Source organism: Microbacterium sp. zg-YB36 (assembly GCF_024623575.2).
Lineage (GTDB): Bacteria > Actinomycetota > Actinomycetes > Actinomycetales > Microbacteriaceae > Microbacterium.
Genome location: NZ_JANJFD020000001.1, coordinates 1,156,523 through 1,169,651 on the forward strand (window position 1 = coordinate 1,156,523; position 13,129 = coordinate 1,169,651).

A 13,129-nucleotide genomic window follows, 5' to 3' on the forward strand; every position below is an offset into this window, starting at 1 on the left:
GGGCCGACTAGGCTAGATGTCGAGGGCCTCTAGCTCAGTCGGTAGAGCATCGGACTTTTAATCCGCGGGTCGTGGGTTCGAGCCCCACGGGGCCCACTCCAATCTTCGCCTCGTCAACCCTTTCGCCGTTGGTGCGGATTCCGCGCAGGTCGCCTACCTCCGAGCTTGAGCACCTGATCGCATGCCGTCTCCCGGTCGCTTTCGCGTCCGGATAGGTGCTGCCCATAGATACTCCCGCTCCTCGGCAGGGAGTGCTTCGCGCTCGATCGCTGTATTTCCGAAACGCAAAGCACCCATACAACCTGCCTGCGCGCGTTGCCGTCTTCGGCTTCGACCGGCTGGCTTCCACGGGCCTTAGAGAGGCTGTCAGGATCCTCGACATCACATAGGGTCCGCTCTTTGAGAATTCGTGCGGGCGGGTCCTCTGCGACGCGACTGCCGCGACGACCACAGTTGACGACCGCGGACACGAACGCGCCCGATCGAGGACCCGCCTCCGCACACACCTTAGAGGATCACGCCGCACGCGCAGCCGGCGCCCCCGCCGGCGTCGTCGAGCCCGACGTCGCGGTCAAGGAGGAAGACGCGGAGCTCACGAATGAGCTCGCCGATAGAGTGCCGGCGTGGACTACGCCGCGCTGTACATCAACATCGGGATCTTCGTCGCGACCGCCGGAGCTGCAGCCGTCGCGTGGTGGCAGGCGATCCAGGCCGATCGCGCCAGCGTAGAGGCTCGGCAGGCCCAGATCGCTGCGCTCACCGCTTGGCAGGAGTCGGCCACCGCGCTAACGCGTGCCAATGACATCGCGGGCATGTCTGCACGGGCCGGCTACGCTTCGGTCCTCAATGAGCTCGCCGCGGGGCTCGTCGGAGCGCGATTCGCGGGCAAGCCGAAGCAGGAGGTCGTCCAGGAGTACACGTTCCGGCTCAACGAGGCTGCGTTCCTCGCTGGGCCCGAAGCCGACAATGGGATCGCGCGATGGGTCACGAGGTTCGCTGATTCCATCGACGTAAAGAGCACCCTCGCCGCTGGCTCCATGGAATCCTTCGACGCGATGCAGCTGCTGGGCGATCGCATCCGACTCTGGCATCGTGACCCGGTGGCAGCCGCGGCGCTCATCCGTGAGGATCCCCGTCTCCCCGACGGCTGGGACAGCTGACCCCGTTATCCCACCACTTCACACGAGAATCAGCGCGCTCACCGACCGGCTTGCGCTCCGTGTGGTGCAGCCCCGAAGACCATCGACCGCCGCGGGGATAAACCAGCGCTCGAACGTCGCCGAGCCTGATGAGCGACTGTAGAGAATCCACGCGTCGATCATCGCCGTGGTGTGTGGGCGCAAACGTGGAGGAGACTCGGTCGCATGGAATCTGCTCGTTATGAGTTCGAGGGAGTCCTCGGTGTGGACTCGCCGGACCCAATGGACGCACAGTGGGAACGCATCGCGCAGTGGCCGATCCCGGTGCTCGGGTTGGCTCCTCAACCGACGATCGAGATGTTCGACCCATCCTCGATCGGCAATGGATCGGACAGCGCCGGCTTGCGTAACGCGCAGGTCGGGTTGTCGTACATCGTGATCCGTAACCCTGCAGATCGGGCTGACCCAGCCAACCTGGCGGATCTCGACGAAGAGGTCACGCGCGTGCTGGACGAGGTCCCGCCTTGGCCGCTACCGAAATGGCTCATCGACCTGACCGAGCGGCAGCGTTACCCCATGCTGTGGGAGGCCGTGAGGACCAGCTGGTACCGCGACCCAGCGGAACGGCCCTCGATCGCCGAAGCGCTCGTCGCTCACACCACCGAGGTGCTGAACACCAGCTTCCGGCCAGAGCGTGGACTCGACGGCAGGGTCGGCAGCCTCCCCCCGGCACCCGACATCACCACCGCCGCCGTGCAACACGATGCCGTCCTCCGGATCGATGGAATCGACCGCCCCGCGGTCCTGATCGACACAGATCCGCATGTCTTCGCCGTCGGAACCGAACTCGACAGCTCTGCCCTAGTTACTGTCGTCCTAACCCGCGACGAACTCCCCTTCGTCCGAGTCGAACTGACAACTCACGCCAGCACCTAACCCGCGCGCTACGGGACCGGGTTACGTCGCAGCTCAGTTCGGCAATGGAGTTGGAGTTGGTGCGGGCAGCGGTGGCCAGACAACCAGCAAGAGCGCGGCGATTGCCCCGTCGCTCCCGCCGTGTCGATGATCATCCACGGGGTCGCATCGCGCCTCTCGGCTTCGTGCACCGTGATATCGAACTGGCGCTGACCGTACCTACCGCGACGCGGTGCTCGGGCGTGATCCGGGTTCACCAAGTCCGCGTTCGCTCCTCTGCCAGAATCGGACGACCGAGACCCTTCGACTGCATCGAGAGCACGTGGAAACTAACACCGCCATTGCCGCCCCTGTAATCGCCGAGACCGCGCGTGATCTCCTCATCGCGTGGGCGAACGCGCAGGACGGTTGGGTGAGGCTTGCGGCGGCTAAGGTCCTCGAATCCGGTTCGGAGTTGGATGGCTCGGACATCGATGCGCTCTACGCCCAGTACCTCGCGGAGAAGGGTCTGTCCGAGGTCGACGTCGTCAAGGTCGAGCTCCTCTCCGGAGCAGGCGGGGCGGCCGAGGACGGCGCGGCGTTGAAGCTCGTCAGGCTCGAATCGGTGGAGGGAGTGAATGCGCTCGCCAGCGACCAGCAGATCGAGTTCAATCCCCAGCTGACTGTCGTATTCGGTGAGAATGGCGCCGGGAAGACCGGCTACACCCGCGTGCTGAAGCGCGCGGCGAAGACACGATCGGCCGAGACCGTCCTGGGCAACGTTCATTCCCCGGCCGGTCGGCAGCCCTCCGCTCAGGTCACGTGGAGCCTGGATGGCGTGGAGGTCACACACCGGTGGGAGAACGAGGAGGGGCTGTTCCCGCTGACACGAGTGGATGTCTTCGATGCTCCCGCGGTGCTGATGCATGTCGACACCGATCTGACTTACTCGTACACACCGGCCGACATCGCCCTGTTCAAGCACGTCTCTGACGCGATCCGTGCCGTCAGCGAGCGTGCCGGAGCGGAGATCGACGACCGGGCGCCGAAGAGCCCGTCGTTCCTGCAGCGCTACGAACGCGGCACCCGGGTGTACCCCCTCGTCGAGACTCTCAGTGCGGCAACGGACCTCGCCGTGCTGCAAGGGTTGGCTGACGTTTCTGAGAGCGAGATCGCGAGCGTTCCCGAGATCCAGCAGGCTGTGACGGCGTTGCAGTCTGACAATATCGCCGCGCAGCAGGCGGTGGCGCGTAACCGGTACGAAGCGAATACTCAACTCTCCGCGGCCGTCGCCGCGGTTCAGCAGTTCAACGCTGACGCTTATAACGCCACTCTCGAGAACCTGGCCGAGGCGATCGCCGCTCAGGATCAACTGACTGTGACCACCTCGACGACGTTCGGCATCCCAGGCGCGGAGAGCCCGCAGTGGCAGACGTTCGTGAGATCCGGTGATGAGTACCGGCGCCATCTCGGGCTTGTCGATTATCCCCACGAGGGCGACGCATGCCTCTACTGTCGTCAGCCGCTCAGTGCAGACCAGATCGAGTTGCTGAAGGCTTACCAGGACCTCGCGACGAACGCTGCCCAGGCGATGATCAGTCACGCCCAGAACACTGCCGGGACCCTCATCGGCCCCCTGGTATCGATCGATACGGAGCGCCTCCTCGCGGCTCTCAGTGCGGATTCTGATGGCGGTCGCGAAGACCCCCACACGGACGCGGCGCTGAAGATGATCGAGTGGTTGCGGACCGCGCAGGACAACCTCAACGTACGCAGTCCAGTGGCCTGGGATGCGCCTTCCGGGCTCAACGAACTGTCAGTGGAGGCTGGCAGGCGGGTAGAGGCGAGCCGCAGCCTCCTGAGCGAACTCGCCGAACGCTCGGACACGAGAGCGGAGAAACTGTCGGAGGAGAAGTCGCGGCTGGCCGAGCTGCAGTCTCGCATCCGACTGCAGGCTGACCTCAGCGACATCACCGCATACGTCGAGGACGCGAAGTGGACGGCGAAAGCGAAGCAGGCCGCGGGACGCCTCTCGACCACCTCGACGTCGCTGACCCGTGTGACAAAAGAAGCCGGCGAACTGCTCCTGAATGGCAACTTCGAGGCGCGGTTCGAGAAGGAGCGCATCGCGCTGCGCGCACCGGAGGTGAAGCTCGACTTCCCGGGACGGCAGGGCACGACGCGGCGGCTCAAGACTGTGCAGCAGCACAAGCCGTCCGAGGTTCTCTCGGAGGGTGAGCAGAAGGCCATCGCCCTCGCGGACTTCCTCGCCGAATCCGGGCTGAGGTCCTCTTCCGCCCCGGTCGTATTTGATGATCCGGTCAACAGCCTTGACTATCGGCGCATCGAAGAAGTGTCCGCACGGATCGCTGTGCTCGCCGAGCAGCGCCAGGTCATCGTGTTCACCCACAACATCTGGTTCGCCACGGAACTGCTGTCGAGGTTCGACAAAAAGCAGGCCAGCTGCAGCTACTACTCGATCGAGGACGACGGTGAGACCAAGGGAATCGTCACTGCCGGCAACCATCCACGCTGGGACACGGTGAAGAAGCTGACCAGCAAGGTCGATTCGATGCAGAGGGCCGCGCGGGGCGCTGAAGGAGAGACCAGGGAGGCGCTCGTCGAAAAGTGCTACAGCCTGCTGCGGTCATGGATCGAGGTGGTGGTGGAGCAAGAAATCCTGCAACAGGTCGTGCAGCGCTACCAGCCCAACATCATGCTCACCCGGCTCCCCGCGATCGACGGGCAACGGCTGGATAAGGCCAAGCAGATCATCTATCCGCTGTATGAGAAGGCCTGCCGCATCATGGACGGACACTCGCAGCCACTGGAGACTCTGTCGGTGCGCCCCAAGCTCGACGAGTTTGAAACCGAGTGGGCGCAGATCCAACAGGCCCGCAAAGATTACATCAGCTAAGCGACGTCCGGCCTGCACCTGCCGCGCTTCCGCAGATGGTCCATAGCGATCGCGAAGTCCGGGGCGGGATCCTGCGGACCCGCTTGCGCACCATGCCCGTCTGTGGATCCGGCACGCGCCCAGCTGCGGCGGGTTTCGAGCGCCCCGGCCGGTATCGTCAGCCTGTGGACTGGGTCAATGCCGTCATCGCTGCGCTGGGGGTTGGCGTGACAGGTCTCGTGGCGTGGGCCTCCACGCGTACGTCGCGAGCACGTCGCCGTGCCGAGGAGGCGCAGCTGGCGCTTGCCCTACTGAAGGCTCGCCGGGAGTCAGGTGAACGCGAGGGCGCAGACGGCTTCATGGAAGCCCGTCTGACCAACACCGCCCGGTTCGCCACCGCCGAGTTCACGCGCCTCATGCTGAACGATGGCCCGGGATGGTGGTCGACGTTCGGAGTGCTCACCTACGGAGTGCTTCTCCTCATCGCGGCCGTTCTTGCACCGTCGTCGACTGCGGTAGTTGCCTTTGTCTCGATCGCGATTGTGTGTATTGGCTACGCGCTTGTTGCAGTCTGGGTGAAGCGGCGACGTTCGCGACGACTGAGCGAGGCCGGGATCCATGTACCGTCGCTGCTTGAACTCGTAGAGGGCGAACGCCGCGACTGGCAGCGCATCTGGACAGCGAGGCGTGAGGCGCGGTCGCGGCGAGAATCGGCCGGGCGCGAGAGCGATCACGCTTCGGGCGAGTGATGTCGGCCCCGATGGGCTCATAACTACGCGAGCTCAGTGAGGGCACGGCTTACCAGGTCGGTAACGTCTCGGCCAGCAGTGCGGGCGGGCGCCATACGGAGTCGCCAACCATCGGAGGCGTGTGGACGAGCCAGTACACGTACCTGATCCGCAGACAACTCGCGCGCCCAGTCCACTCGTGATTCGGCGCGGTCGAAAGCGATCACGACGGCTACCTCGAACTCGAAGTCGCTGAACGCCCAGTGGCGCATGTCGCCCTTGGGCAGGGAACGAGTCTTTACCTGAATCCGTCGACCGTCGCCCGTGATGACGTCGAACGACTTCACGCCAACTGGTGCCAACGTAGCCGAGTATGCGTCAGCGACCGCGCGCTCCATCAGCTCACCTGGCAGCGATGAGGCCGTCCTGCTATGGCCCCGCTCGGCGATCTCCTGATCGATCGCAGCACGCAATGCGAGAAGATCGGTCAGAGATGCGTCGTGTAGCTCGGCCAGGTTCACCCACCTACAATGGCGCCGGGCTCGGTTGGTAGCAACATCTCGGCGGGGTAACCAGCTGGACGGGTCGAGATCCGGGCAACGCACGTGACGGTCCCGCGTCCGTGCACTGCCCGCAAGTGGATCGCAGAGTAGATCCGGCTGCCACGCCCCCACACGGTGCAGTCCTAGCGCGGGGATGGCTCCGCATCAGGCTGTGTCGCGGCCCACTTGAGCATCGCCTGGGTGTACGCCTGTTCACCGATCTGCATCGTCGTGACGCTGCGCCGCAGCACTCCCCGCAGATCATCCAGGGTGTAGAGAGCAAAGTCCTGTTCGCGTTCGCTTCCGGGTAGGTCGACCATCGAGAGCGTCGCAACCTCGCCGGAGGTCTGCTTCCTGGTCTTGTACCGAATTGCTGTGACTACGTCAGGCCCACTCGTGTGCGCGCCAAACGTCCAATGGGAGTGCACAATGGCGTTTCGATCCGACTTCTCCGCACTGACCCGCGCGAGGAACTGCTCGACCTTTCTCGTCCCGTTCGTCTCGGAGGACGGCAGATGGCTCAAGCGATCGTGTAGGTACTCAATCTTTCCGTTGACGGCCAGGATTCGGCCCAACACCTCAAGAACTCCGAAGGAACTGGCTCGCCGAAGGCGCCAAGGGGCACACCGTGTGCATCGACTTCCGTTCCGGGGCCTATCTCAATGCGCCCCCACGATGGACCTTTAGCGCTCGCCATGAAGAGAGTCTGCACGAGGCTCACGCCCCGGCTCCCGCAAGGACGTTCGTTTGCGTGAAATGAAGTCGCTGGCACGAGTTCGCCGGCCGACACCCCGACCGCAGGACTTCGACGAGCGCACGCGAGGGTCCCTCAACCGGCAACGGCCCGGATAAGGATCGAAAGCTGGCTGCGCTGGTCAAGGCCCCGCGTCACGGGAATGCAGGCGCCGAGTCCGCAGCGAAGTTCGTTCCCTGTGGCGGGATGAACCGCTGACCAGTTTTCTCCGACGGCCCACGGGCACGCACGAAGCTACCCTTGGCCTATGAGATGCTCAAATTTGGAGCAGCCAGAGAACTTGCTGCAAGCCACGAAGCGAACGAACGGCGCCACGCTGATTCGGCGCGACGAGCTCATCGGTGTGGCGTGAGCAGTTTGACGCCAGCTGATCGGGAACTGCTCTCACGGCCGTTGCAAGCGATGGTGACCGTGCAGCCAGCGCGTCACAGATGGCCAGCGCCGCGGCCGGTGTGGTTTGAGTTAACGAACTCGGACGCGGTTCAGATATTCTCGTTTGCCTCTACAACGCGCGTCGCCCGCCTGCGCGAGGTTCCTCGCGCATCGATCGTTGTGGCCGCGCCCTTAGGAGAAGCCGAGCAGTGGGTGTCGCTCGAAGGGTCAGTGACGTTGACCACTGAAGGTGCGTACGAACTGGCTGAACGATTGGCGCTCCGGTACTACGCAGGCGAGCCCGAGAAGCTTGCCGTTCTGGACGATTGGCGCGCCGCGGAGCTGGTGCGGATCGTATTCTCGCCTGAGCGTGTATCGCGCTACGCGGTCTAGCTCCCACGCCTTCGATCGCTAGCGGCATCGACACGCTGGGACAGACAGCGCGCTGACTCCGTCCGCACTCACCCGCTCACGGACCGGGTTGCGGGCTGGCAATCCCAATGAGGTGTCCGACGGAGCTCGCTCAGTTTTTCAGCCCTTCCCGACTTTCCTCGTGCTGGTCTGCAAGCCAACGCGATGGCCTGACGGCGATCCGACCGCGCAGGCACTGAGCGCTACGTCATCGACCAGACGGCGGTCGAGAACGCGAACCAGGTGACCTGGGAACCAGCATCAATCGAGGCGTCGAGCCAATCGGAGACGAGGGCCTCACTGTTGATCGAGTTCCTATCCTTGCTTGGGAATCCTTGGTTGAAGAACGGAACGAAAGTCAGGCCGATTCAACCGTCACCAGTCTGTGCGGTAGGTCCGGTTGCCAGGCGAAGGATGTGGCTCAGGTGGTGCTCCACCTCGGGCGTCCCTTCGGGGACGCCGTCGTCGTAGTCGGAGGTCGTGGCGACCACGTGTGGATACTGGACCGCAGCCGCGCGGACGAGGGCTTCGGTCGGAAACCAATGCGGCAGTTCACGATAGGAGCGCGCAGCATGCCGCGACCCATCGACTCTGCTCTCACGTTCTAACCAGGAGGCGCATGTGAGCACGACATCGTCCAGACGCGCGGGTGCGGCGTCCAGCGCACCCGAAAGCGCACCCTTCACCGCGTCAGCTGACGCCCAGTGCGACCACGCTGTGAATATCTTCGCCCCATGCACGTAGTTCCCGACCCATGCGTTCTCGGCCGACCAGTCCTGGGCCGCGAGCTCCTCGAGAAGGCTCTCGCGGGCCAGGTTGGCCAGGTCGCCACGTTCGGCGGCGATCATCTCTTGCCACAGCTCCACCAATAGCGCCGCGGCAACTACCAACGGCCGGCGCGCGCGGTCCTCGCTGATGAGTGCCGCCACCTCTTCGCCAGTGGCGTTCCGCGCGACGGAGGCAGCAAGGCTGGCGACAGAACCCAACGCGAACCCATAGGTGGACCACACTTGCGGTATTAGCGTCACCTCGTCGGCTGCCACAACGAGCTCAGCGCGCAGGTCGGGGTCGTATGCCTTTGTCTTTACTCGGGCCCACGGCCGGGCCCGTTCCAGGAGGGCGTTGTGCGATGCCATTGCCTCAGCGAGAGCAGCACGAGTTTCGTCCTCCTTGCTTGCAACCGGCTCCGGCACAGTCGGCGGCGCAGGCGGGTTCTCTCCACGAAGCGATGATGCGAGCCCGCTGACCGCCGCACGCACCTCGGCAGCAGCCTCGCTCAGCCGGTCAGTGTCTTCGTACGGCGGTACCCAAGGCCAGGTTGAGGCAGCAGCAAGGAGCTCGTCGACAGCACGTGCAACCCAGTCGCACCAAGGACCCGACCGTAAGGAGGTGTGCCGGGCGGTCGCGACCTTCGCCAGGACGTCTTCGTACAGAGGCCCCACCACCGCCCGCACCCCATCCAGCGCCGCAAGCACCGCTCGCTCATGCTGCTGCCGCTCCATGTTCGACGGCTCCACGAACACACGATTACCGTCGTCGTCGTAGGCGAGCACCATCGCGTTCGCCTCGGCACGCGTCCTCCGCCAAGCCGCCGCAGCGGCTGCCGGCCCAGATCTAGTACCCAGAGCCCGAAGCGCATACAACTCTGCAGCCTCAACGACCGACCTCAGCACCGGCGCCGCGATCGGCGGAGAGTCGAACGAGGCCGCCAATACCTCAACGGCCTCGTCCTCGTCGATCGGCCAACCATGACGACGGTCGAAGTACTCCTGAATCTGTCCAACCCGCCACTCCTGCAACAACTCCGGCGAAAATCGGGCCTCGTGCTCATCAATCTCGTACGAGTGCGGGATGCACATCAAGAGCAGGTTCTTGACCGACCGGTTATCTTCCGATGACATCCCCGGCTTCCAGCGCGGCCCGCCCGGCTGCCTCGCATGAATGTGCGAGACCCGGCTGTTCAGCACCGGTCGCGCAACACCCGACTCTTGCCGGTACAGCCATTCCGCGCACTCCGGCTGTGCGCAGGTGAACGCGTGCGAGTACAGCTCTCGAACCGTCGCCAATGTTGGCTTCGGGTGAGCAACCTCGTCCGGATCAGGCACACTCCATCCTGGCCTGTTGCCGAACGCGAACGCCACATTCGCAATGCACCGAGTCCAGCTCAGCACATGTACGTCGGGACTGCTGACTGAGCAGGGTGACATCCGACCTGGCTTGAACGAGGCGGTCCGCTCAACGAGCGATGCCCGGATAAGAATGCCGGCAGTGACTAAACGTGCGCTGATACAGTCGCGGCATGACCGTCCCGAGCTCTGCCTGCGGATCACGCAATGGCGATTTTCAGTGCGCCCTGCCTGCTGGCCACGCGAACTTGCCGATTCCCGATGCGGCCGACCACGCAACGCGGTGGCGGGATGTGTCCGGCGAGAAGCACACCGCTTGGTGGACGGAGTCAGGCGGCGAGGTTCGGATTACGGACAACTGAAGAAGCTGCCTGCGAGCGATCGCCATCCACCCCGACCTTTCTAGTCTCCCGGGCACGCACCTTCACCGTGCTTGGCCCTAATGGGGATCGCTCGCCCACAAGATCTTCCGGTTCGATGAAAGTCGTGAGTCTGATCGGACTGCGTCATCGACGACACAAGGTCCGTGTACCTTTGGCGCATGACGCTCCCGACCACCTATGTCGCCATCTTCGCCCGAATGAACGGACGCATTGGCTCCGAGGTTGGGCGTGAGATCGTCGAACTCTACGAGGGTGAGCCCTTGAATGAGATGAACTTCTACGGCGAGCGGTACGCGCGCATCTCGAACCTCGACCACAACGAGGTGCACTACATCGCGACAGAGGACCTCATCACCCGCTAGCCGCCCGGCAGGACGCTCGCGCTAACTTGCTCAGTCAGCGTCGAGTTCGAGCCTGGAAGTGAAGCCGGTACCCGTCTCCAGCTTGTGCACCGCCTCGAGGAACGCGTCGAACACATGCCACATGCTGTCGGTCTCCGCTTCGAGGAGGATCGCACGCTGGTGCGGCGTCAGATCTTCTCCGAGCTGCTCTTTGGCATCCTTTCGCAACAGCCGCATGTCCGCGCGCTGACCCTCCATAAGCGCATAGAGCGTTGCCGTCACGGGAGCCTCGTCGGCGTTCATAGATTCCTGCAGGCGCATGCTGCGAGGCTACAAGACGCCTCCGACTCCGACGCGTGCCAAAAGGGCTCCCGGCTCGTGACGCCGCGTGCCCGCACATCGAGCAGAATGGTCACCGGTGCTTGCTCGGGTCCCGCTTGCGGGCACTGCCGGTTTGCGGATCCGGGATGGAAGCCGGACCAAACGTAGCGACGGCGAGAGCGCGCCGAAAACGTCTGAGGAGCGTTTCGGCGGACCGCCGTTTCGGTGGGGGTTTTCGGTGGCCCGATCCAACGGCGTGTCGCGCGCCTATCGTGCCGGATGGTAAGCCCGCCGAAAACGATCGTTACCGGCGCGGGTGTAGTTGGGAAGTAAGCAACTTCTGCGTTCGTCTTCTCCCCACTTCGGTTCCTGACGACTCAACATTCGCTATCCCCCGTGGACGCGACGGCCCTGGCCGGACATGTACGTGATGAGTGCATCTGGAGGATCATCATGGACATGGACGACCCACTCGACGAGGACTTCGAGCAGGTGCTGCAATCCGCAGCACCGAAGACGACGACAGTCAGCAATCGAGTGGAAGACGAGCTCGCGCGGATGACTGTGGCCGCAAGGACCGACGATGCGCTGGCGCGCCGGGCAGATCGGTGGAACCGCCCAGGCGTGGCAACGGGTGCAATTGTCGGGGCTTTGCTTCTGACGGGGGCGGGCGTCGCCGCTGCCAGCGCCGGCACGAACTGGATCTTCCCATGGGCGGAAACCCCTGCGGTCGAGTTCTCCTACACGCTGCCCAGCGGAAAGACGTGTGAGTCGCGGATCGGCGGGCTCAGCCTGTCGCCCGAGTTCGAGAGCCAGGAGACAGACATCCTGAAGTACCTTGCGGGTCTCGATGTCATGGACGCCATCGACATCGACGAGGAGATCGCGGCGGCGCGCAGTAACCGGGACGTGTGGATGGAAACCGACGAGGGCATCGATGTCCCTGCTTGGTACGGCACGGAGTACTACCCGTCCCCGGACCGCGAGTACTCCATGGCTGTACAAAAGGCCCTCCGTGAGGTCATCTTCGATGAACTCGAGCGTCGCGGGCTGGACCCAAGAGGCGGCCAGGGATTGCTCGGGCTTGAGGCCGAAACGAAGTGCCCTGGAGCGGAGGGGTGACCGCCCACGACGAGCGGGTGCGCGACGCTCTGGCCCTGAATGCTGCCGATTTGCTCGCGTTCTTCGAACGTCGGGTTGATGTTTCGGCAGACGCGGCCGATCTCCTCGCAGAGACGATGATGATCGCCTGGCGTCGTTCAGCGGAACCGGAAATGATCGTTAGCGGTGGGCTGACCGACGTCGACCGCCCGGTGCGCACTAAAGCTAAATCGCTTCGAGGCGGTGTTCTGCTATCACTCTGTGGCGGCGCCGAAGTCGCCCAGGCGAACCTCTTCCGGGCGTTGCTGAACAGCGATAGAGGTCTCAGATGTCTGTGATCCGCTTGAGCGCCGCGATATGTGAAGTGAGGGCGACGCGACCTTCCTCTGTGAGGGAGAGCCATGTCTTCATGTAGCGGCCGGAGCGCTGTTTATCGATCAGGAGGTAGCCGACTTCAGACAGTCGGGTGAGTTGTCGCGAAAGCTCGGCATCGTTCGTCTCGATTGCATCCCGAATGGCGGCGAACTCGGCCTCCCCCACGCGGGAGAGAGCGGCGAGGACCGAGAGGCGGAGAGGCGAGAGGAGCTCCTTGTCGAGCTCGGATCGTGGGTGTGTCATGAGCGGACCGCTCGGCTCCCTGTGATGACGAAGGCGACCGGCGGGATTGCGCACAGGATCGCCGCGGGGATCCAGAAGCCCCACACATGGGGGAAGAGAAGCATGCCGATGACGATCGTCGCGGCAAAGAGCAGCCCCCAGCAGCCGATGGTGAGAACGTAGCGTCGAGAGAACGCACGGTCACGTGCTCGTGCGGTTGCTCCAACGAGCGAAACCGGAACGGTTGCAGCGACGATCGCGGCGGTGCCGGCGATGATCGCCCCGATCGACGGAACCAGCCCGATGATGAGCAGCCCGAAGGCGGTTGCAGCGGACAGGCTCACCATAGCGACACGCATCGCGTAGACGTCCTTGCTCATCTTTGCGGCAAGCCGGTCGGTTTGCGCAAGCGTGGCGGCGGCGTCCTGCGGGTCTACTTCATGGGAACTCATGCGTCGCTTCCTTGCTGTGTGGACGTTGCAGTTGCAAGCATGGCATCTAGTTGGCATGTACGCAAGTAGATG

14 protein-coding genes and 1 tRNA gene are annotated in these 13,129 nt (G+C 64.0%); 9 read left to right on the forward strand and 6 right to left on the reverse strand.

Annotated features, from left to right (window positions below):
- Nucleotides 1-23: 23 nt before the first annotated feature.
- The 5 genes from NQ151_RS05640 to NQ151_RS05660 all read left to right on the forward strand — a co-directional run bounded on the left by NQ151_RS05640 (nt 24) and on the right by NQ151_RS05660 (nt 5,678).
- Nucleotides 24-96, forward strand: a tRNA-Lys gene (locus NQ151_RS05640).
- 527 nt (nt 97-623) lie between these two features.
- Nucleotides 624-1,160: a hypothetical protein gene (locus NQ151_RS05645; RefSeq protein WP_257527280.1), complete on the forward strand. Its 537-nt coding sequence runs from the start codon at nt 624-626 to the stop codon at nt 1,158-1,160.
- A 243-nt stretch (nt 1,161-1,403) separates the two neighbouring features.
- On the forward strand, nt 1,404-2,075 hold the full coding sequence (locus NQ151_RS05650) for a protein kinase family protein (RefSeq protein WP_257527282.1): 672 nt from the start codon (nt 1,404-1,406) through the stop codon (nt 2,073-2,075).
- Nucleotides 2,076-2,376: 301 nt separating this feature from the next.
- Nucleotides 2,377-4,950, forward strand: coding sequence for an AAA family ATPase (locus NQ151_RS05655; protein WP_257527283.1), 2,574 nt, complete (start codon nt 2,377-2,379; stop codon nt 4,948-4,950).
- A 164-nt stretch (nt 4,951-5,114) separates the two neighbouring features.
- Nucleotides 5,115-5,678, forward strand: a complete 564-nt coding sequence (locus NQ151_RS05660; RefSeq protein WP_257527284.1) for a hypothetical protein — start codon at nt 5,115-5,117, stop codon at nt 5,676-5,678.
- A 23-nt stretch (nt 5,679-5,701) separates the two neighbouring features.
- Here the strand turns inward: NQ151_RS05660 and NQ151_RS05665 are convergent, their stop codons facing one another.
- Nucleotides 5,702-6,178 (reverse strand): hypothetical protein, encoded by a 477-nt coding sequence (locus NQ151_RS05665; protein ID WP_257527285.1) that lies wholly within the window; start codon nt 6,176-6,178, stop codon nt 5,702-5,704.
- Between the two features lie 164 nt (nt 6,179-6,342).
- The gene (locus NQ151_RS05670) at nt 6,343-6,777 is read right to left on the reverse strand and encodes a hypothetical protein (RefSeq protein ID WP_257527286.1); all 435 of its coding nucleotides are present in this window, start codon (nt 6,775-6,777) and stop codon (nt 6,343-6,345) included.
- A 524-nt stretch (nt 6,778-7,301) separates the two neighbouring features.
- Between NQ151_RS05670 and NQ151_RS05675 the strand changes: the two genes are divergently transcribed.
- Entirely contained in the window at nt 7,302-7,718 is a 417-nt protein-coding gene (locus NQ151_RS05675; RefSeq protein WP_257527287.1) for a pyridoxamine 5'-phosphate oxidase family protein, read from the forward strand.
- A gap of 386 nt (nt 7,719-8,104) precedes the next feature.
- Here the strand turns inward: NQ151_RS05675 and NQ151_RS05680 are convergent, their stop codons facing one another.
- Nucleotides 8,105-9,841, reverse strand: a complete 1,737-nt coding sequence (locus tag NQ151_RS05680) for a hypothetical protein (RefSeq protein ID WP_257527288.1) — start codon at nt 9,839-9,841, stop codon at nt 8,105-8,107.
- 562 nt (nt 9,842-10,403) lie between these two features.
- On the opposite strand from NQ151_RS05680, the gene NQ151_RS05685 reads away from it, so the two are divergent.
- Nucleotides 10,404-10,607, forward strand: a complete 204-nt coding sequence (locus NQ151_RS05685; protein ID WP_257527289.1) for a hypothetical protein — start codon at nt 10,404-10,406, stop codon at nt 10,605-10,607.
- Nucleotides 10,608-10,637: 30 nt separating this feature from the next.
- Here the strand turns inward: NQ151_RS05685 and NQ151_RS05690 are convergent, their stop codons facing one another.
- The gene (locus tag NQ151_RS05690) at nt 10,638-10,907 is read right to left on the reverse strand and encodes a hypothetical protein (protein WP_257527290.1); all 270 of its coding nucleotides are present in this window, start codon (nt 10,905-10,907) and stop codon (nt 10,638-10,640) included.
- A 453-nt stretch (nt 10,908-11,360) separates the two neighbouring features.
- Between NQ151_RS05690 and NQ151_RS05695 the strand changes: the two genes are divergently transcribed.
- Together NQ151_RS05695 and NQ151_RS05700 are read left to right on the forward strand one after the other, a co-directional pair.
- Nucleotides 11,361-12,029, forward strand: coding sequence for a hypothetical protein (locus NQ151_RS05695; RefSeq protein WP_257527291.1), 669 nt, complete (start codon nt 11,361-11,363; stop codon nt 12,027-12,029).
- A complete protein-coding gene (locus NQ151_RS05700) occupies nt 12,026-12,346 on the forward strand; it encodes a hypothetical protein (RefSeq protein ID WP_257527292.1) in 321 nt (106 codons plus the stop codon). The genes NQ151_RS05695 and NQ151_RS05700 overlap by 4 nt, the downstream gene beginning before the upstream one ends.
- On the opposite strand, the gene NQ151_RS05705 is transcribed toward NQ151_RS05700, so the two are convergent.
- Entirely contained in the window at nt 12,333-12,626 is a 294-nt protein-coding gene (locus NQ151_RS05705) for a transcriptional regulator (RefSeq protein ID WP_257508172.1), read from the reverse strand. The genes NQ151_RS05700 and NQ151_RS05705 overlap by 14 nt on opposite strands.
- A complete protein-coding gene (locus NQ151_RS05710; RefSeq protein ID WP_257527294.1) occupies nt 12,623-13,057 on the reverse strand; it encodes a hypothetical protein in 435 nt (144 codons plus the stop codon). The genes NQ151_RS05705 and NQ151_RS05710 overlap by 4 nt, the downstream gene beginning before the upstream one ends.
- Between the last annotated feature and the right edge of the window lie 72 nt (nt 13,058-13,129).

Bases quoted from the DNA above. Each gene is read 5' to 3' on its own strand.
- NQ151_RS05685 (WP_257527289.1), top strand. From the start codon at position 10,404: ATGACGCTCCCGACCACCTATGTCGCCATCTTCGCCCGAATGAACGGA.
- NQ151_RS05690 (WP_257527290.1), bottom strand. From the start codon at position 10,907: ATGCGCCTGCAGGAATCTATGAACGCCGACGAGGCTCCCGTGACGGCA.
- NQ151_RS05695 (WP_257527291.1), top strand. From the start codon at position 11,361: ATGGACATGGACGACCCACTCGACGAGGACTTCGAGCAGGTGCTGCAA.
- NQ151_RS05705 (WP_257508172.1), bottom strand. From the start codon at position 12,626: ATGACACACCCACGATCCGAGCTCGACAAGGAGCTCCTCTCGCCTCTC.
- NQ151_RS05710 (WP_257527294.1), bottom strand. From the start codon at position 13,057: ATGAGTTCCCATGAAGTAGACCCGCAGGACGCCGCCGCCACGCTTGCG.